The 20,091-nt window shown below is 60.5% G+C and carries 18 protein-coding genes and 2 pseudogenes; 9 read left to right on the forward strand and 11 right to left on the reverse strand.

The genetic code is table 11. The features are described from left to right. Nucleotides 1–25: 25 nt before the first annotated feature. From LQK81_RS23195 to LQK81_RS23220, 6 genes are all read right to left on the reverse strand, one after another. Nucleotides 26–1,123: an aldo/keto reductase gene (locus LQK81_RS23195; RefSeq protein WP_230808782.1), complete on the reverse strand. Its 1,098-nt coding sequence runs from the start codon at nt 1,121–1,123 to the stop codon at nt 26–28. A 76-nt stretch (nt 1,124–1,199) separates the two neighbouring features. Then, the gene (locus LQK81_RS23200; RefSeq protein ID WP_230808783.1) at nt 1,200–3,374 is read right to left on the reverse strand and encodes a xanthine dehydrogenase family protein molybdopterin-binding subunit; all 2,175 of its coding nucleotides are present in this window, start codon (nt 3,372–3,374) and stop codon (nt 1,200–1,202) included. Beyond that, a complete protein-coding gene (locus LQK81_RS23205; RefSeq protein ID WP_230808784.1) occupies nt 3,371–4,366 on the reverse strand; it encodes an FAD binding domain-containing protein in 996 nt (331 codons plus the stop codon). Before LQK81_RS23205 ends, LQK81_RS23200 begins: the two co-directional genes overlap by 4 nt. A gap of 3 nt (nt 4,367–4,369) precedes the next feature. Beyond that, the gene (locus LQK81_RS23210) at nt 4,370–5,005 is read right to left on the reverse strand and encodes a (2Fe-2S)-binding protein (protein WP_230808785.1); all 636 of its coding nucleotides are present in this window, start codon (nt 5,003–5,005) and stop codon (nt 4,370–4,372) included. Nucleotides 5,006–5,041: 36 nt separating this feature from the next. After that, a complete protein-coding gene (locus LQK81_RS23215) occupies nt 5,042–5,629 on the reverse strand; it encodes a dioxygenase family protein (RefSeq protein ID WP_230808786.1) in 588 nt (195 codons plus the stop codon). 24 nt (nt 5,630–5,653) lie between these two features. Then, nucleotides 5,654–6,616, reverse strand: coding sequence for an MBL fold metallo-hydrolase (locus tag LQK81_RS23220; protein WP_230808818.1), 963 nt, complete (start codon nt 6,614–6,616; stop codon nt 5,654–5,656). 208 nt (nt 6,617–6,824) lie between these two features. Between LQK81_RS23220 and LQK81_RS23225 the strand changes: the two genes are divergently transcribed. Further along, on the forward strand, nt 6,825–7,715 hold the full coding sequence (locus LQK81_RS23225) for a LysR family transcriptional regulator (protein WP_230808787.1): 891 nt from the start codon (nt 6,825–6,827) through the stop codon (nt 7,713–7,715). On the opposite strand, the gene LQK81_RS23230 is transcribed toward LQK81_RS23225, so the two are convergent. Further along, a complete protein-coding gene (locus LQK81_RS23230; RefSeq protein WP_230808788.1) occupies nt 7,706–7,888 on the reverse strand; it encodes a hypothetical protein in 183 nt (60 codons plus the stop codon). The genes LQK81_RS23225 and LQK81_RS23230 overlap by 10 nt on opposite strands. A gap of 184 nt (nt 7,889–8,072) precedes the next feature. Here LQK81_RS23230 and trbB point away from each other — a divergent pair. From trbB to LQK81_RS23250, 4 genes and pseudogenes are all read left to right on the forward strand, one after another. Beyond that, nucleotides 8,073–9,002 (forward strand): annotated as a pseudogene (trbB, locus tag LQK81_RS23235) (P-type conjugative transfer ATPase TrbB); the annotation flags it as partial. A gap of 2 nt (nt 9,003–9,004) precedes the next feature. After that, on the forward strand, nt 9,005–9,979 hold the full coding sequence (trbG, locus tag LQK81_RS23240; protein WP_230808819.1) for a P-type conjugative transfer protein TrbG: 975 nt from the start codon (nt 9,005–9,007) through the stop codon (nt 9,977–9,979). After that, nucleotides 9,976–11,197, forward strand: a pseudogene (locus LQK81_RS23245) (TrbI/VirB10 family protein). Before trbG ends, LQK81_RS23245 begins: the two are co-directional and overlap by 4 nt. Beyond that, nucleotides 11,197–11,418, forward strand: a complete 222-nt coding sequence (locus LQK81_RS23250) for a DUF2274 domain-containing protein (protein WP_230808789.1) — start codon at nt 11,197–11,199, stop codon at nt 11,416–11,418. Before LQK81_RS23245 ends, LQK81_RS23250 begins: the two are co-directional and overlap by 1 nt. Nucleotides 11,419–11,961: 543 nt before the next feature. Here LQK81_RS23250 and LQK81_RS23255 read toward each other — a convergent pair. Both LQK81_RS23255 and LQK81_RS23260 read right to left on the reverse strand, forming a co-directional pair. After that, nucleotides 11,962–13,542 carry a class I SAM-dependent methyltransferase gene (locus tag LQK81_RS23255; RefSeq protein ID WP_230808790.1) on the reverse strand — a complete coding sequence of 527 codons (1,581 nt, stop codon included), beginning with the start codon at nt 13,540–13,542 and terminating at the stop codon, nt 11,962–11,964. Nucleotides 13,543–13,898: 356 nt separating this feature from the next. Further along, a complete protein-coding gene (locus LQK81_RS23260; protein WP_230808791.1) occupies nt 13,899–14,813 on the reverse strand; it encodes an SDR family oxidoreductase in 915 nt (304 codons plus the stop codon). A 191-nt stretch (nt 14,814–15,004) separates the two neighbouring features. On the opposite strand from LQK81_RS23260, the gene LQK81_RS23265 reads away from it, so the two are divergent. From LQK81_RS23265 to LQK81_RS26445, 3 genes are all read left to right on the forward strand, one after another. Next, on the forward strand, nt 15,005–15,997 hold the full coding sequence (locus tag LQK81_RS23265; RefSeq protein ID WP_230808792.1) for an IS481 family transposase: 993 nt from the start codon (nt 15,005–15,007) through the stop codon (nt 15,995–15,997). 94 nt (nt 15,998–16,091) lie between these two features. Continuing rightward, nucleotides 16,092–16,481 carry a transposase gene (locus LQK81_RS23270; protein WP_230808793.1) on the forward strand — a complete coding sequence of 130 codons (390 nt, stop codon included), beginning with the start codon at nt 16,092–16,094 and terminating at the stop codon, nt 16,479–16,481. Then, a complete protein-coding gene (locus LQK81_RS26445) occupies nt 16,478–16,852 on the forward strand; it encodes a transposase (RefSeq protein ID WP_442967180.1) in 375 nt (124 codons plus the stop codon). Before LQK81_RS23270 ends, LQK81_RS26445 begins: the two co-directional genes overlap by 4 nt. 112 nt (nt 16,853–16,964) lie before the next feature. Here the strand turns inward: LQK81_RS26445 and LQK81_RS23275 are convergent, their stop codons facing one another. Beyond that, nucleotides 16,965–17,252, reverse strand: coding sequence for a response regulator (locus LQK81_RS23275; protein WP_330166575.1), 288 nt, complete (start codon nt 17,250–17,252; stop codon nt 16,965–16,967). Between the two features lie 345 nt (nt 17,253–17,597). Then, the gene (locus LQK81_RS23280; protein WP_230808795.1) at nt 17,598–18,449 is read right to left on the reverse strand and encodes an SDR family oxidoreductase; all 852 of its coding nucleotides are present in this window, start codon (nt 18,447–18,449) and stop codon (nt 17,598–17,600) included. 417 nt (nt 18,450–18,866) lie between these two features. Between LQK81_RS23280 and LQK81_RS23285 the strand changes: the two genes are divergently transcribed. Continuing rightward, nucleotides 18,867–19,796: an AraC family transcriptional regulator gene (locus tag LQK81_RS23285; RefSeq protein ID WP_230808796.1), complete on the forward strand. Its 930-nt coding sequence runs from the start codon at nt 18,867–18,869 to the stop codon at nt 19,794–19,796. Nucleotides 19,797–20,091 lie beyond the last annotated feature (295 nt).

Here is a 20,091-nt window from a genome sequence, read left to right on the forward strand (position 1 = left end):
GTTCATCTACCTTGTAGTCCCAAGATCATGGGGCCAATCGAGCACGAGCCGTTGCTTGAGCCGCTTTGATCAGTCCTTGGTACTGGGCGTCCTTGCCGGGATACCAGGGCATGCGCCCGATGTCTGCGAAACCCGGGATCGTCTCCATATGCTGCACCATGCGCTGGCGCATCGCCTCGTCCGGCAAGGGCCCGTACATGGCCTGCACGTTATCCTCGGCATGTTCTGGATTCGAGGTACCGCACAACACTGTCGTGACCGCCGGATGCGCCATGACCCACTTGAGCAAGAACTGTGCCCAGGTCGCAGCTTCGAATTCCTGGGCGAAATCCGGCAGCGGGCACCCCTCCACCACCTTCATCAGGCGTGCCTTTTCGAGCGGTAGATTGATGAAGACACCGACACCGCGGTCAGCGGCGGCCGGCAGCAGGCGTCGCTCGGCGCTGCGATTGAATATCGAATAGTTCGTCTGGATGAAATCGACTCCACCACGCTCGACAAGTTCGGCCAGTTGATCCTGTGCGCCTGCTTCATGGTGCGTCACGCCGACATAGCGAATACGACCTTCCTTCTTCCAGGCCTGCATCAAAGGTATGACGACCGGCGCGTTGACAATGCTATGGCACTGCATGAGATCAACTGTATCGCGCCAGATGCGCAGCCTCGACTGCTCAAAGCTTGCCAACGCATGGCTTTCGTCGCCGAGATATTCACCGGTCGACCAGATTTTGTTGGCGAGGAAAATCTCGGACGCCTGCGGTGTCGCGGCAAGGAACGCACCAACCGAGACTTCCGCCGATCCGTAGAGGGGCGACGTGTCGATGACGCGTCCACCACCCGCTACATAACGCCGAAAGACCTCGCCGAGATTGGTACGATCATCGCCCGGGCGAGCGTCGAAGGTCAGAAATGTACCGAGACCAAGCGTGGTGAGGCTCTGCTCCGTTCTAGGAATCGTTCGCGTTCGCGCGGATGCCGAGGAGAGCGTTGTCTGCGCGATCGGCTGGCTCTGGGCGTGGGCATTGTCGGAAAAGAGAGGTGTTGCACCCAGCATGGTGGCCCCTGCGCCTAGAGCCCCGATGAAACCACGCCGGCTGAAACCAGATTCCTGCTGTTCACTCATGCAATCGTCTCCTTTTTTGGTAAGCCTGCTTTTCTGTATGGGCCTGGGCGCGTCGGTGGCAGTGCGATCCGATCTCCTAGATCAGATGCTCGATGCGCATCGGCAATTGTCGAAGCCGCCGCCCGGTGGCATGGAAGATCGCGTTGCCGATCGCCGCGGCGACGCCCACCATGGCGACCTCGCCAAGCCCTTTCACGCCAGCCTCGTTCAGCATCGGGTCCGGTTGGTCGATGAAACCGACCTCGATCGCACCGATATCGGCATTCACCGGAAGGACGTATTCGGCCAAATCGTTGTTCAGCACGCCACCGAACCGCGGATCGATCTCGGCTGTCTCACGAAGCGCCGCGCCGATGCCCCATACAACCCCGCCACGAACCTGGCTTTCTGCTGTGCGCGGGCTTACGACGCGGCCGCAATCGACAATACTCACGACGCGCAGGACGCGGATGCGACGCGTTGTCGGCTCGACACGCACTTCGACGAAATGAGCGATGTAGCTGAAACTGACGAAGGGCTTGTATTCCGGACCGCCAGCTGCGGGCAGGCCTCGCTGAAGGCGATCGAACACGGCATCGGGCTGACCCGGCGCCTGCAGCCGGGTCTCGACCTCGATGTAGGGGCGTCGCCAAAGAGCAAGCATCTGATGAATGCTGCCGTGAACCGATCGACCATCCCTCAACGCGTCAAAGCGAGCTTGCATGGTCTCCACAGCCCTTCGGACGACTGGAACCGAACTCGCCGTTCCCCAGGACCCGGCCGTGAGGTGCTGGGGCGCGGCGTCCGGATCGCCGATCACGATCTCGATGCGCGCCGGATCGATCTCCAATCCCTCTGTCAGCGCGGCGAAGATGGCCGTGCGGATGCCCTGCCCCATTTCATGACCGCTGACGGAGAGCAGCGTCGTTCCGTCTGCTCGGACCCGAAGACGCGCAATTGCCGGGGCCATGGCAGCCTTGTACGCGCCAACCGCCACCCCCCAACCGATCATCGTGCCATCGTCAGCGCGCATCGATCCGGGCGCCGGATTGCGCTCGGACCAACCAAAGCGGTCCGCACCGGTCCTCAGGCACTCAGCGAGGAACCGCGACGAGAAGGGGTCTCCGGTGACAGGATCCGTCTCAGCATCATTGTTAAGACGAAAGGCCAACGGGTCGCGGCCGGTGGCATAAGCCAACTCGTCGACGGCGCTCTCGAAAGCGAACGCGGCGGGATGCTCGAACGGGGCGCGCATGTAACCCGGCGATTGTACGTCCGTGCGTACGAGCCGCGCCGTGCTGCTATAGTTGGGAATGCTGTAGAGCCGTGCGGTGATCTCGCTGAAACTGGCCCGGAACGTGTCGGCTCGGCTGTTCTGCATATCCGCTTCGTAGCTTGCTGCCACGATCCGTCCATCGGCGTCGGCCCCCAGCTGGATTCTGTGGCGGCTAGCGGGGCGGAAGCTCGCGGTGTGATAGAGTTGCGCCCGCGGCATCACGAGTTTCACCGGCCGGCCGAGCAGGATCGCAGCGCGCGCGGCCAGCACCGTTTGCCCTTGCAGGGAGTTCTTCTGGCCGAAGCCGCCGCCCAGATAGGCACTCTTCACTCGAACGCGTGCGGAATCGAGGCCCAGGGCTGCAGCGACGCCGAACTTGACGGCGCTGGAGTTCTGCGTCCCCTCATGGATCGTCAACGTGCCGTCGCGCCATTCGGCCACGGTCGCGATCATCTCCATCGGGTTCTGATACTGGGCCGGGGACAGGTACTCGGCATCTACGCGGAAGGCCGCGGAGGCAAGCATGGCTTGCGCGTCCCCCATGGCATGGCCGGCTTGTGGAGCGAGAATTTCCGCTCGCTCATCCTCGAGAAGCGCCGCAAACGGCTCCTCCTCGTATCTGGCATCGACCAGGGCAGCAGCCTCGATCGCGATTTCCAGAGTTTCCGCAACCACGAGTGCAATCGGCTCGCCACGGTGGACGAGTCGATCAGAGAGCATTGGCTGGTGGCTCTGGAAGCCGAAGCCGCCGCCCATCAGGTAGCCGGCAGATTGCGCATTCGTGAAGTCGCGCCAGGTGAGAACTGCAAGGACGCCATCGACAGCCCGGGCCGCACCAATGTCGATGGCGGCTAGTCGACCGCGCACGATCCGAGAAGGCACGGTCATGGCGTGCGTGATGCGTGGTAGCGGGATATCGGCGGCAAACCGCGTGCGGCCGAGCACCTTTTCTAGGGCGTCAATTCGCGCGCGATCTGGATAGATGGTCTCGTTCATCGGTTCTCGCTCCTCTGCGCGGCAATCATCAGCGCGTCGGCAACAGCTTCAGCGCCGAGCGCAATCTTGAAGCCGTTGTGCCGGCCGGGGCGAGCATCGGCGAATGTCATCCGCCCGACCTCCAGCGCGGTTGCGCGATCGAGGCGTCGTCCGGTAAGTCCGGCCTCTGCGGCCGGCACCCGCCATGGCCGGGTCGCGACACCTCCGAGAGCGATACGTGCCTGCCTGACGAAGCCTTCCTCCAGTTCCAGCGCGACGGCCGCCGAGACGAGGGCGAAGGCATAGGATTCCCGGTCACGTATCTTGTGGTAGGTCGAGGCTTGCGCCAACCGGCCGACCGGAACGCGGATATTCAGGATCATCTCGTCTGGCTCGAGCACCGTCTCGACATGCGGTGTATCTCCCGGAAGACGGTGAAGACTGGCGACATCAATAGTGTGCGTCCCACGTGAACCCCGGACATCCACAACGGCGTCGAGGGCGACCAAAGCTACCGCCCAGTCCCCGGGGTAAACGGCAATGCAGGATCCACTGCCACCGAATAGGGCATGCCCCCGGTCGAGGCCCTCCAGGGCGGCACACCCGCTTCCAGGTGTTCGTTTGTTGCAAGGATATTCGGTACCGTTACGGAAATAGGCACAACGTGTCCTTTGAAGCAGGTTACCCCCGAGCGTAGCCATGTTGCGCAGCTGCTGAGAGGCAGCCTTCGAGAGCGCTTCCGCAAGCACAGGCGCACGTTGGAGCACGGCCGGATGGGCGGCCGCATCGCTCATGGTGACCAAGGCGCCGAAGACCAACTCATCCGGATGCGAGATGATCTCGTCGAGACCGGCGATGCCTGTTACGTCAACGAGACGGTCTGGCGTTTCGATGCGGAGCTTCATGAGATCATAAAGCGTCGTGCCGCCGGCGAGAATGCGGTCGCCGGTCGCCGCCTGCACGGCGCGGAGCTCGTTGATCGATCTGGCGCGCGAATAGGTGAACGTTTGCATGGCTCAGTCGCCTCCCATGGTCACAGCAGCATCCCGAATGGCAGCGACAATGCCGACATAGGCCCCGCATCGACAGATGTTGCCGCTCATGTATTCCCTGATTTCGGCATCGCTGGACGCATGGCCTTCCTGCACGCAGGCGACCGCGGCCATGATCTGGCCGGGCGTGCAGTAGCCGCATTGAAGCGCATCGTGATCGATGAACGCCTGCTGCATCGGGTGAAGCGACCCGTCTTCGAGTGACAGCCCCTCGATCGTCAGCACCTGGCGACCCTCCACCTTCGCAGCGAGGGTGAGACAGGATGCCACGCGGCGACCGTCGACATGCACGGTGCAGGCTCCACATTGGCCGTGGTCGCAACCCTTCTTCGCTCCGGTCAGGGCGAGCTGCTCGCGCAGCACATCGAGCAGCGAGGCGCGCGGATCGACCAACGTTTCGATGTGGTTCCCGTTGACCTGAAAATGGACCGTCAGGCTCATCCCGGGCAAAGCGACCGGCATCGGCTGCGCCGCGGCCATCGTCTTGCCGAACCCCGCGAGCGAGGCGCCTGTAGCGGCCGCGCTGATCCGCAGCGCGTCACGTCGGCTGATCGCCAAGTCGTTGCTTCGGTCGCGGGGCGACGGGTCTTGTTCACTCATAGATTTTCTCCCTGTCCTAGCGGTGTTGCTTAAGGCTCAGACCACGAAATCGAAGCGCGAGAACTGACCGTCGCCCGCGGATTTTATCGACATGAGAAGCGCTTCATCGAAGATCCGATCGCGCACATTGCCAGGCTCTCCAGGAAAGAAGAGCTGCGTCGTCAGGACATCTCCGCCAGGCCGTTGCACCCTCAAATGGAAATGCCTTGTGCGTCCCGGATATAGCGCCGGCACGATGGTGTTGAACCACCAGCGTCCCTGCCCGTCGGCGAATTGATGACCCCTTAGCCGGAAGCCGCGGCTGTCGTATTCGCCATTTTCGTCGGCATGCCAAATCTCAACGAGACCGCGCGGCACAGGGCGGCACCGATAGTCGAGGATATAGCCGGCGAGGGTCATGCGCTCGCCGCCGGGCGCATCCAGATAGAGATCCTGCTTTAACGGTGAGTTCGGCTTGAAGTATGGGCCGGCCTCACGGGCGGGCGTCGGTTCGTCACCGTCGACGCAAGCGGGCGTCAGCGGTAGGAGCAGTGTTTCTTGCCCAGAGGCAACCACTCCAGCCAACGGCAAGAGCGGCGGCAAAGCAAGAAAACCCGAGAGAAGTGCGCGCCTTGATATCGTCATCGCGAGCCTCCGTCAGTCATCGGATTAGAACTGCCAATTGAGCGGAACCCAGGCATAGCCGGCGTCCGTCTTCAGCATTCGGCCGAGGCCCGGGAACGGATAGTGGAAACCAAGGACGAGGAGCCGGTCTGTCGCCGCCATGTCGAAGATGCGGCGGCGCGAGGCGAGAGCCGTATCCTTGTCGCGATCTGGCCCGGGCAGCCATGGCCGGTCAACATTAACAATCGGATGGTAGGCGAGATCGGCCGTCAGCAACAGCTGATCGTTCCCGGATTGAACGAGGAAGTTCGCCATACCGGGGGTGTGACCGAGTGCCGGAAGCGTGGTCAGTCCAGGGACGATCTCCGCCCCGGCATCATACAACTCGATCCCGTTCGTTACGGGCGCGACACTGCGCTTGATTGCCGATGCAAAATTGCGGCGGAACTCCTCAGGCACCGGCATGTAAGACAGGTCCGGATCACTACTGACGAAGAAGTCCCAGTCGGCACGAGGCGCAAAGACGGTCGCCCGCGGAAATGCCTTGCTGCCGTCGGCGGTTCGAAGATTGCCGACATGGTCCGGGTGCGTGTGCGAGACAACCACAACGTCAATGTCCTCAGGCCGCAAACCGATTGCAGCCAAGTTCTCGAACACGCGGCCGCCTTGCGGGCCCATGGTCTGCCCGGCTCCCGCCTCAAGGAGGATCCGCCTTCCTTCCGTCTCGATCAGAAGCGTGTTGAGATTGAGCGTCAGGCGGTCAGGCGGCAGGAAGGCGTCTCTCAGCACCTGCTGCAGTTCCGCTTCCGGTGCATCACTGGCATAGACCCGCGGCGGTCCGCCGATCAGCCCGTCACTCAGCACGGTCGCAGAGATATCACCGATACGAAAGCGATAATGTCCGAAATTTCCAGCCAGCGTCTGCACGGAGGTGGCGGAACCGGTCTGGGCAGAGGCCAGGCCGATCGGCAAGATCATTCCTGTCACAGCCGATGCGGCCGTCAACATGATCGTTCTGCGGTTCAGTGTGATTTCACCCATATTTCTGATCCCTTCCAAATATCAGATCGCAGGTGTTGCGTTTGATTGGCGCGTCGCCGGTAAGGACCGCGCTAATCTGTGGCAGCGTCTGGCGACATACTGGCTAGGGATGACACAGATCAGGCGAGCGGATAAGCTAATGAAAACGGATCAGCTTATTAAGTAGGACTTTGCAATGCGGCCATTACGCCTTGACAGCCTGGAGATCTTTGAAGACGTCGTGCGCTGTGGTGGCTTTAGAGCCGCCGCGCTCGGCAGGGGCGTTTCATCGTCCGCCATTAGTCAATCGATCAGCGTGCTCGAGGAAGCGCTGGGCATTCGGCTGCTGAACCGAACGACACGCAGTGTCGCGCCGACTGAAGCGGGCGAGCAGCTTCTCGAACGACTGAGACCTGCCCTGCACGACATCAGAACAGCGATCGACGATCTCAATCAGCTTCGCGAGCGCCCATCTGGCACTGTGCGGATCAATGCACCGGGTCCGGCCGCCGACCACGTTCTGTGCCCTTTGGCCTTTGAATTCATGGAAGTCTACCCAGACATCAATGTCGAGATCGTCAGTGATGCCGCGATCATCGATATCGTGGAGCAGGGTTTCGATGCTGGCGTGCGCTTCGGAAAGCAACTGGCTCAAGACATGATAGCAATGCCGCTTGGCCCAGCATTGCGATATGCGATCGTGGCCTCGCCCGACTACCTGCGTAGTCGTGGGCGGCCGGAATCACCAAACGACCTGTTGCGACACGACTGCATTCGCCGCCGCTTTCCGGGGGGAACCACGGTGACGTGGAACTTTGAGAAAAACGGCGACGACGTGGAAATCACCCCGAAAGGTCGATTGACTCTGAGTTCAGCGCATCAAGAGCGTCAGGCAGCGCTTGCAGGATCAGGAATTGCCCACCTATTCGAGGACTATGTCCGTGATGACATCGAAAAAGGCCGAGTGATCGAGTTGCTTCCCGACTGGAAGAAGAATCTGCCAAGTTGGTATTTGTACTATCCGAGCAAGCGACATACGAGTGCGGCTGTGCGGGCTTTTCTCGACTACATCCGTGATCAGAGATAGGTTCCAATTGTCAAATAAGTGCTAAGCGTGCCGCATACGATCAGGACTACTGCGCCGCTAAAGACACTTTCATATCCCTGCTGGAACGCCACGGCCACAGTATCCGGAAGTGCAACGATGCGGGCGGTGGAATTCGAACGATGAATCCGTAGACGTTGCGCTTCCTCGGTCATCCCGCCGTTTCCCTGTCTTTGTACGCCACGGTACGACGATCACATTACGGTTGTTATCATGCCCTGAATTCTGCCTCTTCTACTCATCCCCGATCCAGGGCCGCACTTTGCAGGCCCGCACGAGAACAGGGACGACGTGGCGGCCACTCACCAGAAATCGGAGGCGATCCTTCGCGGCGCACGCATGCTGCGCACTGCTCTCGGGCCGGCGATCGCCCAATTTCTGGAAGATCCCGCGATTGTCGAGGTGATGCTCAACCCCGATGGGCGGCTCTGGATCGACCGTCTTTCCGAAGGACTCTCCGACACGGGTGAACGGCTGTCGCCCGGCGATGGTGAGCGCATCGTTCGCCTCGTCGCGCACCATGTCGGCGCCGAGGTTCATCCAGGCAGCCCGCGCGTTTCTGCCGAGTTGCCGGAAACAGGCGAGCGGTTCGAGGGCCTTCTGCCGCCAGTGGTGGCCGCGCCGGCCTTCGCCATCCGCAAGCCTGCGGTCGCAGTCTTCACCCTCGACGACTACGTCGTGGCCGGCATCATGGCGGCCGACCAGGCTGAAGGGCTGCGGGTCGCCGTCGCCGAGCGCCGCAATATCCTGGTCGCCGGCGGCACCTCGACCGGGAAGACCACGCTCACCAACGCGCTCCTCGCCGAGGTCTCGAAAACCGCCGACCGCGTAGTGCTGATCGAGGACACGCGCGAGCTTCAATGCGCCGCGCCGAACCTCGTTGCCATGCGGACGAAGGATGGCGTGGTCACGCTGTCCGATCTCGTCCGGTCCTCGCTGCGCCTGCGCCCTGATCGCATCCCGATCGGCGAAGTACGCGGCGCTGAAGCGCTCGACCTGCTCAAGGCATGGGGCACCGGTCACCCCGGCGGCATCGGCACCATTCATGCGGGCACAGCCATTGGTGCGCTCCGACGCCTCGAGCAACTCATCCAGGAAGCTGTCGTAAGCGTTCCACGCGCCCTGATCGCCGAGACGATTGATCTGGTCGCCGTGCTCTCCGGCCGCGGCGCATCACGCCGCCTTGCCGAACTCGCCCGGGTCGAAGGCCTCGGCCCCGACGGCGACTACCGCGTCACCCCCGCAACCCAGCCTCTCACAGGAGAACCGCAATCCCCAAGGTCCTGCTGGCGACGACAACGCTCGCCGGCTGCGCGACCACCAATCCTCCGCCGGAGATTTCCTACGACAACGCGGCGCCGGCCGTGCAGACTGTCGATCCGCCTGCGCCCGTCACGGTGGTCGAACTGCCGCGGCCGCTACCGCTGCCTGGCCAATTGCAGCGTGTCGAGACCACGCGCCGCGCTCCCGAGCCCCCCAATCCGACAGCTCGCGTCAATCAGGCCAACGAGGCAGCCCGTGTCCAGCCGGTGCGAGACGGTTTCATCAATTCGATGCAGGTCTATCCCTGGACGCAAGGGGCGCTGTATCAAGTCTATACCGCCGTCGGGCAGATTACCGACATCGCGCTGCAACCCGGCGAACAGCTCGTCGGCGCAGGCCCCGTGGCAGCCGGCGACACGGTCCGCTGGATCATAGGCGACACCGAAAGCGGATCGGGTGCCACGCGCCAGATCCACATCCTCGTAAAGCCCACGCGCGCCGACCTGATGACCAACCTCGTCATCAACACCAGCATGCGTACCTATCACATGGAACTGCGCTCGACCGAGCGCACTTACATGGCATCGGTCTCCTGGCAGTATCCGCAGGATCAACTCATCGCCCTGCGTTGCCAGAACGCCGAAGCGCAGGCAGCTCAGCCGGTAGCGAGCGGCGTTGATCTCGCTAACGTCAACTTCCCCTATGCGATCGAGGGCGACCGCGCGCCGTGGCGGCCGCTACGCGCCTTCGACGATGGCCGCCAGGTCTTCATCGAGTTCCCGCGCGGTATCGGACAGGGCGAGATGCCACCGCTCTTCGTCGTCGGTCCCGAGGGCAACACCTCCGAGCTGGTCAACTACCGAGTCCGTAGTCGTCACATGATCGTCGACCGGCTGTTCGCCGCCGCCGAGCTTCGCTTCGGTTCCGGCGATCGCCAGAAGCGCGTCCGCATCACGCGGACCGATGGGAGGCCGGCATCGTGAGCGAGCCTGATCCCCGGAATGAGGAAGCGCCGGACGACGAGACGCAGCCACTGACCGGCGAACCGGTCGGGCCTGCGCCCATGCGCCTGCGCGCCGAGCCGCCGCGCGTCACCCGGTTGTCGCGGAAGGTTCTCGCCGGAGTCGGCCTGGTCGCCAGCGTCGGGCTGGGTGGCGCGCTTATATACGCGCTCCAGACCCGCGATGGCGGTCGGTCGAACGAGGAACTCTATTCGACAGGAAACCGCTCGACCGCCGATGGCCTTGCCGGGCTGCCGCGAGACTATAGCGGCGTTCCACAACTCGGCCCTCCGCTGCCCGGCGATCTGGGACGGCCGATCCTCAGCACTCAAGATCGTGGCCGGCCGGTGCCCACACCGGGCGTCGCCGCGCCCAATCCCGGTATCAGCCCGGAGGAGCAACGTCGGCTTCAGGAGATCGAAACCGCGCGGACCAGCCGGCTTTTCTCCGGATCGGAAAGCAGGGGCGCGCCTGCCGCGGCCGGAGCTGCTCCAGCGCTCCCGCTAACGCCAGACCTGGCAAGCCTTGGCCTCGCTCCGCCGCCAGCTACACCATCGGCGCAGGATCGTCAGAGCGCATTCCTGAACGCTGCGGCCGATCGCAGGACAGGCGCCCGATCGTGTCGCAGCACCGGCATCGCCCAATATTCTCCAGGCCGGCGCGGTGATTTCGGCGGCGCTGATCACCGGCATCCGCTCGGACTTGCCCGGCCAGATCACTGCTCAAGTGACGGAGAACATCTATGACAGCCCGACCGGCCGCATCCTTCTCGTGCCGCAGGGCACACGTGTCATCGGCCAGTACGATAACAACGTGCAGTTCGGGCAAAGTCGCGTGCTTCTTGTCTGGAACCGGCTGATCTTCCCGAACGGCCGTTCGATCGTCCTCGAACGTCAGCCCGGCACCGATGCCCAGGGCTTTGCCGACCTGCAGGATGGCGTGGACTACCACTGGTGGGATCTCGCCAAGGCGGCCGGTCTGTCAACGCTGCTCAGCGTCAGCGCCGAGCTTGCTGTCGACAATGACGACCGTCTGATCCAGGCGATCCGCAACGGTGGGCAGGACACGATGAACGACGCCGGCCAGCAGATCGTCCGGCGCCAGCTCAACATCGCGCCGACGCTCATCATCCGCCCCGGCTTCCCCGTCCGCGTGATCGTCACGCGGGATCTGGTACTCGAACCCTATGGAGGATCGTGATGGCGAAGCTGAAGCTCGGCCCAATCGTCGATGATAGGCCAGTGAAAGTCACTCTGGAGCTGCCTGCGACGCTGCACCGCGACCTGCGCGCCTATGCTGAAGTTCTTGGCAGGGAACAGGGCGAACCGGTCACCGATCCAATTCGTCTGGTTGTCCCGATGTTAGAACGGTTTATTGCAACCGACCGTGGATTCTCCAGCATCCGACGGCGATCAGCTTGAGAGCCAGACTGTGCATCGAGACTCATAGCCTGGGGCTTCTGTGGTTGCCGCCCGTAATGCAAGAAATTTCTGAACCATTGGGCGTGATCGAGTGCGGTCTTCTGTCAGGCCTTTAAATGCGGCACTTTGGAAGCCGCTGGCCGATATGGTGATCAGCAGTTCAGGTCAAAATCTATTCGGCGAGCTGAATGGCTCTATGCCCCTATCTGGTTTTCCTGAACCAGATCTGTTCGATCATTTTGCCCATATGGGTCGTCGACGTTCTCACACCTCCGTCAGCAGCGCTAAACTGCCTTGTGCCACACCTCTGTCATGCAGCGGCAGTCTGTGCGGGATTCCCGTAATCCTTTCCGTTTGTCAGCATGGCCTAGATACCTCGCGCCATCTTGTTCGCCAGCGCGATGGCCACAAGCATTCTGGGTTTCCTCGCCAATATCCCAGATAGCCAAGACCTCTCCGGGATCGTCTTTCGCCTGAGCCAGTTCAAGCGTGACATCGCCCCCACGGCCAGAAGCGTGATTTAGGCTTGGTTGTCATTTTTGATCATTCAGCAGCAGCTCTTGATACATCTGCGGCGCCGGGGCTTTCGATGATCTGCAAAGCTTCGAGAAACGGGCGCCCGAACTTGACGAATTTTTTTGCCGAAGTCCTGATTTCCTTCAGGTTCTCCTCCTTGGATTCGATCCTTTTGCCGTCTCTGACAAGACGTTCACCGATGCTCTCCAGAAAGTCCCATACATAGCCGGCCAATGCCCCGGCGCTAACCTTCCCCTCGCTCGATGCGAGAATGAACAACTGTGTCATATGATTGAGCCCAATCCCTCCTCCGGTCACTGGCGATACCATATGATGCAGATCCGCGCTGACAAGCGCTCGTTGAAGAATGTACTGATTCAGGGCTCTGCATTGGTCTCTGATCTTCTCTGAGGGGATCTGGGCAGGCACTGCGAAACCGGCCCCTGCCAGAACAGTCAAGTAGTCCACGATATCCTGAGGATTGAGGTTCTGTAGCTTCACATGTTTGAAGAGTTCTTCGACATGCTTCGGTCTGTAGCCCTCGTCAGACAGAACTTCGAGAATAGGATCGTACTTGTCCGCGGGCAGCTCGATTTCTCCCCTTCCACACATGATTTTCTTCGGGATGTTGATCGACGGTGTCGTCAATACGAATGACAATGTATGCCAAGCGTCGCGATGTTCCCGACCCGCAATCAGTTTGGCTCCTTTGACGAAGATGTCGGTGCGGAAGCGCCTGTTTATCAGATAGTCGCGGACTGTCTCGCGCATGATCGGGTTGCCGATTTGCGAAACCAGTTTGGCCCCGTCTTCGTTCATTTGGAAGGTATCGATGCCATCCAAAAGCCGTGCGGAACCGACATACGTAAGCTTGGCGTCTGCCAGGCTCCGGACCATGTCGGAAAAATGTTCAAGATGCCAATCCGCATTCATGTATTCATGGGCGAGATAATTGCGCCCTTGTTTCGACAGCTCCTCCAGATGATGCTTGGCGAACGGATTGTCGCGAAAATAGAACGAGCCGGCTTTTGCGATCTCTGTTGCAAACTGCACCGCTCCCTCAATCATTTCGATCGGCCTCGACATCTTCCCGCCACCATAGTCTTGATAAAGCGACATCAACTGTCGGATCGGTACGACCGGAGCCCAGCCGGGCAAGCAATTATAGCTTATGTAAGCGATGCCGCCGGGACGGAGTTTTCGCCGGATAATGTCTGTTATGACCTTGCGGTTGTTTTCCGATATCCAGCTCCAGATGCCATGAAGTGCGATGATATCGAAATCGGGAAGTTCCTTCCGATTGGCAAATTCTTCGAAGGAGTCGTCAAACAGATGGATATCGGCATGGGAGGCATCTGCGAGTTTGCGAGCCTCCACCGCTTGCGCTGCATTGAAATCCGTGCCCCAGTACGAGCCGCTTGAAGCAGCCGCGAGCATGTTGATCGTAACGCCCTGACCGAAGCCGAGCTCCAGATAAGATGGCGCTTCGGGCAGTTGCGGCTCGACAGCGTTGCATAGGCAGGCGAGGCGCAGCATGGCCGGGTTCATTTCCGGATAATATCCGTGCGTATAGTTCAGGTCAGTAAAGTATCCGGACGACCATGTCATCGGTAAGACTCCAAGATAAGCCGAAAGCTTTCGCCTGCGATCCGATATTGTTGATTGTAAGGGGAAGAAACGACGCTAGCGGGCGCTCTACCCACGGGGTGGGATACCGGCGGCCAATGCGCTCCGCTCCTGTGAAGGAAACCGTCACTGTCTTGCCGGTATATGGGGCATCAAACCAGCCAGCCGGAGATGTTTGGGTGAGGATCACCAAATTGAACTCCTTGCGGTTCTGCTGCAAAGGTCGAACATCGGTGACATGAATTCACCGGGTCGAGTGAGGGGCTGCCTGATTTCGCAGGCAGCAGCGATGGCACCCGCCAGTGCAAACAGGCCATAACTGGAAGCCGCGTGGCGCCTTACTCGAACGTCACGCCGGTCAGTTTCAGAGAGGTCTCCCAGAGGCGAGTTGCGATACCAGTATCCAGCGCCTGCTTTGGGGGCTTCTCCTCAGTCGGATAACCGTGCGTGCCGCCCAGTTTATCAGGCCCGTAGTAGGCACCGTCCCGTGCAGCTCGATTGGTCGCCGCATAAAGTGTCGGAAGCGCACCCTGCCATGCAGGCTGAAACAAGAATGGCATGAAGCGTCTTATCCTGCCGTTCAGGCTCGACCGACCCGCGCCGTTCGGGATGAGTTCTGTGCGCGCGACGCCGGGATGTGCCGCAATACTCTCGACGCCCCAGCCGCCCGCCTTACTGCGCCGGCTCAGTTCGAACGCGAACATTATGCAGGCGAGTTTTGACTGGCTATAGACCGGCATTGGCTTATAGCTGTGCTCGGCTTGGAGGTCATCGAAGCTGATCGCGCCTTGCCGTGCAGCGATGCTGCCAAGGGTCACGACGCGCGAGTTCATCCCCTTTTTCAGAAGCGGCAACAGATGCGCAGTGAGGGAGAAATGGCCAAGATAATTTGTGCCAAACTGCAGTTCGAAGCCATCGCTGGTGGTGCGGCGTTCCGGCGGGGTCATGACGCCCGCATTATTGATCAGGAGATCAAGGCTCTCTTGCTCCTCTGTCAGTTGCGCGGCGAAACTGGCGATTGAGGCGAGGTTCGCCAGGTCAATCTTACCGAACCGCACTTGCGCACCGGGGACAGCCTGTTTGATTGCATCAACGGCTTGGGCGCCCTTTTGGAGATTTCGCCCGGCGACAATCACATTTGCGCCAGCACGGGCCAGGGCCAGAGCGTCCTCAAACCCGAGTCCACCGGTTCCTGTAACGACTGCCGAACTGCCACTTTGCGAAGGAATATTCTCGGTTGTCCACTTCGTCATTAAGATGCGTGCCTTCTCGAGCAGGCCATCGAGCGATCACCGTTTGATGTGCCTGCAATTCACGTTCACCCCAAGATGACTATGATGCCGCGAACATCCATGCCCGAATTTGCAAAAAACTTGCCTGATACTAGATGTTTGATCCCAGCATTTGATGGTGCATTATTTTCTCAGGCCTGGAGGGATGCACTATGGGACAAGTTCTGCATGGCAGCGCCACGACGACAGAGGCAATCCGTAGAGCTATACAAAGTAGTCAAGAGAGCCTGAGGGCGCTTTCGAAGCGATACGGGATCAATCAGAAAACCGTCGCCAAGTGGAAGAAACGAACCTCGTTGGCCGATCTGCCGACAGGGCCGAAAGACCCGCATTCGACGGTCCTATCCCTGGAGGAGGAAACGGTCGTTGTCACCTTTCGCAGGCATACATTGCTGCCTCTCGATGATTGCCTTTATGCGCTCCAACCGACGATCCCGCATCTGACCCGTTCATCCTTGCACCGATGCCTGCAACGCCATGGCATTTCACGCCTGCCGGATGTGGAAGGCGACAAGGAGCCGAAGAAGAAGTTCAGGAGTTACCCGATCGGCTATTTCCACATCGACATTGCCGAAGTGCAGACGGCCGAAGGCAGGCTGCATCTCTTCGTCGCCATTGATCAAACATCCAAATTCGCCTTTGCCCAACTGGTTGAGAAAGCAACCCGACGCGTTGCCTCTGAGTTCCTCCGGGCGCTGGCAAAAGCCGTACCGTACAAGATCCATACGGTGCTGACCGACAATGGTACCCATTTCACCGATCCCGCCGGTGAAGGCTGGACACCCGGCGAGATCAAGGCCATGCGGGCTGAGAATGTGCCTTTCCGGTGCCATGCCTTCGAGGCGGCATGTGCCGATCTCGATGTCGAGCACGGCCTGACCAAGCCCCGCCACCCCTGGACGAACGGGCAAGTCGAACGGATGAACCGCACCATTAAGGACGCCACCGTCAAGCGCTTCCACTACGACAACCATGACCAGTTGCACAGCCATAAGGCGAACTTCATCGAGGCCTACAATTTCGGCCGCCGCCTGAAGACCCTTCGCGGCCTCACGCCATACGAATTCATCTGCAAAATCTGGACAATAGAGCGGGAAAGATTCACGATCGACCCTATCCATCAAATGCCGGGACTAAACATCTAGGCGGTGTGGACGGATTGCCGCATGAAGAGAGGCGGGGATTCCTCTGAGAGGATTTGTCTGATTCATGGAGAGCCGACTGATTTGGAGGTCGGCGATGTCTACGAAGATGACGGAGAAGGATTGGGCGGCGGCGCTGGATGTGTTTCAGGCCTCGCTTCCGCGTCGGGGCGACAAAGGCCGTGACGACCGGTTATTTCTGGAAGCGATGCACTATTTTTCTGTCCACAACATCTCTTGGCGTGCGCTTCCGGACCGGTTCGGCAAATGGAACAGCGTCTGGAAACGCTTCGACAGATTGAGCAAGGCAGGCGTGTTCGAAACCTTCTTCGAACATCTCGCGGCACTGTCGTCCTCGGCGCATCTGATTCAGATGTTCGATAGCACCGTCGTGCGCGCTCATGTCTCGGCAGCAGGCGCAAAAGGGGGCAGAACGGCCAAGCGCTCGGCCGCTCGCGCGGCGGCTTCTCCACCAAAATTCACCTGAAGACCGACTTCGACGGCCATCCGATCGCCTTCGACCTGACCGGCGGTGAAAAAGGCGACGCACCGCACTTCACCATTCTGCTCGGGCTCGGTCCCGATGTCGATCCGAGGGCGGCCGTCGCCGACAAGGGCTACGCCAGCAAGGCCAACCGGCAAGCGGCGCGGTCACACGGCATCATCCCCGTCATTCCGCGAAAGGCCAACGAAAAGGGCAAGCCGGGCTACTTCGCAAAGGCCATCTACAAGGGTGCGCCCGTATCGAGCAGGCCGTCGGAAAGCTCAAGCGTTTCGAGCGTGTCGCCTTACGATGCGAGAAGACGAAGCGCAACTTCGCTGCCATCGTCGCGCTCGCAGCCGGGTTCACCTTGGTAAAATCCGTCCCAGCCGTTTCGTCGGGTGGCCCTCTGGTCATGAACCGTCCAGCGATGACTCACGGCTTTACCGAGGGGGAAAGTCCTCCAATCAGCCCCGCCGAAACAACTGATCAGGCCGTTGAGGGGGCGAAGTTCAAGGTCCGTGATCGAAACGAACTGTGTTTACCTTGATTGGATCTCTGTCTCGGCGAAGCTCCTTGGATCCCCCGCAGGGCAGCGCGCACTCGCGCAAGCAGTTCGCGAGGTTTGAAGGGTTTGGCAAGACAATCGTCCGCATCGACCTCAAGACCGGCGATGCGGTCCGTGCGCTCCGACACCGCCGTCAGGAAAAGGATCGGAGTGGTCATGGCTGCACGAAGCTGCTGGCATATGCTGATACCATCCTCGCCAGGCATCATGATATTGAGAACGATGAGGTCGATGCTTCGCGCCCCAGCATATTACGCAGGATCTGACCGCGATCGGCCAGGCTGATCTGCACAATGATTGTGCTGACCGGGTAGAAATCCATAGGCTTCGCCCATGCCAGTAGTCGTGGGTGGGGAAGGGGCCTGCGAAGGCCCCAGTTGTCGGATACGATCTTCGGTGGCCTGGAGATCGCCAGCTATTGGGGGGTATCCTGCGATCTCCTTTCGGATCATCGGGCGGTTTCCCTGATCCGATTTCAATTCCATTCAGTTCGTGCCGACGGGAACGGTGCTTAGCGGGGGCTTCGACGCCGTTGGGAAGCTCGTTGCTCTGCCTTAACCGAGACCGCCGTTTGCGAATACATTATGACCATCGATCCAGGCTCCGTCCTGAGAGCAAAGAAGGGCGATGACGCCGGCGATGTCTTCAGGCAGGCCCAAACGACCGAGCGGCGTCTGCTCGGGAATTCCTCGGAGCGCATCTTCTCCGTGCTGACGGAGGAGTTGCGTGTCGACTGCGCCGGGCGCTACGGAGTTGACCGAGATGTTGCGGCCCGCCAATTCCTTCGCGAGGACGCTGGAAAAAAGCACCTGGGCACCTTTTGTGGCTGCATATGCGGCCGTAGCCGGGGGGGGCGTCTTTATGATGCTCGAACTGAGGCTGATGATCCGGCCGCCGTCACGCGTGCGCCGCGCTGCTTCGCGCAATACGTTGAAGCTGCCCTTCACATTGGTGGCCATCATTCGATCGAACGCCGCGTCGGTCATTTGAGCGAAGGAGCCAACATTCATGATCCCAGCATTGTTGACCACCACATCAACGCCGCCGAAGGCCTCCTCATTGGCGTCGAAGAGCGCCTTTACCGCTGTGGGGTCTGCCACGTCCGCCTGGCGAACGATGGCGCGACCGCCAGCCGCCTCGATGTCGGCCAAGACCTGAGCGGCCAGATCGCTGTTGGTGAGGTAGTTTACGGTCACGGCGTAGCCGTCGCGCGCCAGACGCTTGGCGGCGGCGGCGCCGATGCCCCGAGATGAGCCGGTAATGACCGCAGCCCGACCGGCACCAGGCAGGGTACCGGTGCCAGCGGTGGACGTTTGCGCGGATGTCGCGCTCGTCAGGGCGAGAGCCGCTGGAGCAGCGGTTGCGAGCACCATGAACGCGCGGCGGGAGCTATCAGTATCGGACATTTCGGAATGTCTCCTTTCTTGAGGCTGTTGCAAGACTTACTCGACATGGCTGCGCCCGCGTCCAGCGCGCCGTGGGCAGCTGCCCGGCTGTCCGCTTGCGTGGAACAACTGTTAGTGTTGTCGAGGGTGGGTGGCGACGCGTTGTTTTGCGATCAGTAGGGTAGTTCCGACCAGGACCGTTGAGACTGGCCCGCTTCCCTAGCCGGTGATTTACCCATTTGAGTATCTATTGACCGCAAGACAGTTTCTGTCATGCTCGGCGAACTCCTCGCTTGTTTGGCACTTTCAAGCTAGATGGAGTGCACAGTGAATAGAATGCCAGAACTCTCAAGAAACTTGCCTATTACTGCAAAAGACTATGTGTTGCCAGATATGGATGGCGCGTCGCCTTGGCCTCACAACCAACCGGAGACTCGCGTGTCGTCATCGCTTCTCGCGGCGGTTACCGCCTATATCGAGGGTCAGGGTGACGGTGACGGCCTGTTTCCAACGTTGGTCGATGGCTTCAACATCGTCCGCTCCTGTCAGGCAATGATGATGCCGATGCGGGCGATCTACAAGCCGTCCCTTTGCGTTGTGATCCAGGGAGGAAAGGAGATCCTCTTTGGTGACGACATGCTGTCCTACGGTGCGATGGAGTGTCTTGTCGTAAGCGTGGAGCTGCCGGCCAGCGGGCGGATCGTCGGGGCGAGTCTCGACGCCCCCTATATCGGCGTCACCATAGATCTAGACGTGACGATGATGCGCGAGGTGGTGGAGCAGTTGGATGAGCCGCCTGTTCCATCTACCAACCCCGGTCCCTGCATGTTCGTGAGTCAGGTCGATGAATCGCTGGCGGATTGCACCCAGCGTCTCATCAGGATATCCGAGACGCCGAAAGCGATCCCTATCCTCTATACCTCCATCATGCGCGAGATCTGCTTCTGGCTTTTGAACAGCCCGCATGGAGGCGAGCTCTATAGGCTGGCATTACCCGAATCGAACATCGAGCGGGTCGTGAAAGCCATCTCCGTGCTGCACACAAACTTCGCCCAGACGCTGCATGTGGAGCATTTGGCTGAGGTCGCGCGAATGAGCCCGTCATCGTTCCATCAACACTTCAAGGCGCTCACCTCGATGACGCCGCTCCAGTTCCAAAAGCAGCTGCGCCTTCTCGAGGCAAGACGGTTAATGGTGGCAGAGGCTGCGAGCGTAGCGGAGGCTGCCTATCAGGTCGGCTACGAGAGCGCTTCGCACTTCAGCCGCGAATACCGCCGAATGTTTGGCACCGCGCCGAAGCTTGACGCGATGAACCAGCAGCGCTTGTGTAGCGAATATGCCAGCCGCACAGTCCGTACGGCACTGTAAAATTAACGCCGACCAGGCGCGGCCAGCGTAGACGCCCCAGCGTCAGGCGAGCGCCAACAGAGCGATCTCGTGCCACATCCGCATGGCGGCGGTCCGTAGTTGGCGATGACGGTTCGAGGAAATGTCGTGCCGAGGAGCCGTGTTGCATGGATCGCCCGGGGGCTGATATCGAGCGGGCCGAACGCCTTCCAGGATTTTGGGTATGCCACACAATTTGAACTCTGCCCGCCGACATAAGATTGCCAGGCAGAAACATCGGGTAACAAACTGGGCGGCCTATAACGAAAGCCTGCGG

This window comes from Rhizobium sp. GN54 (genome assembly GCF_021026345.1).
In the GTDB taxonomy this organism is placed as follows: domain Bacteria; phylum Pseudomonadota; class Alphaproteobacteria; order Rhizobiales; family Rhizobiaceae; genus Mycoplana.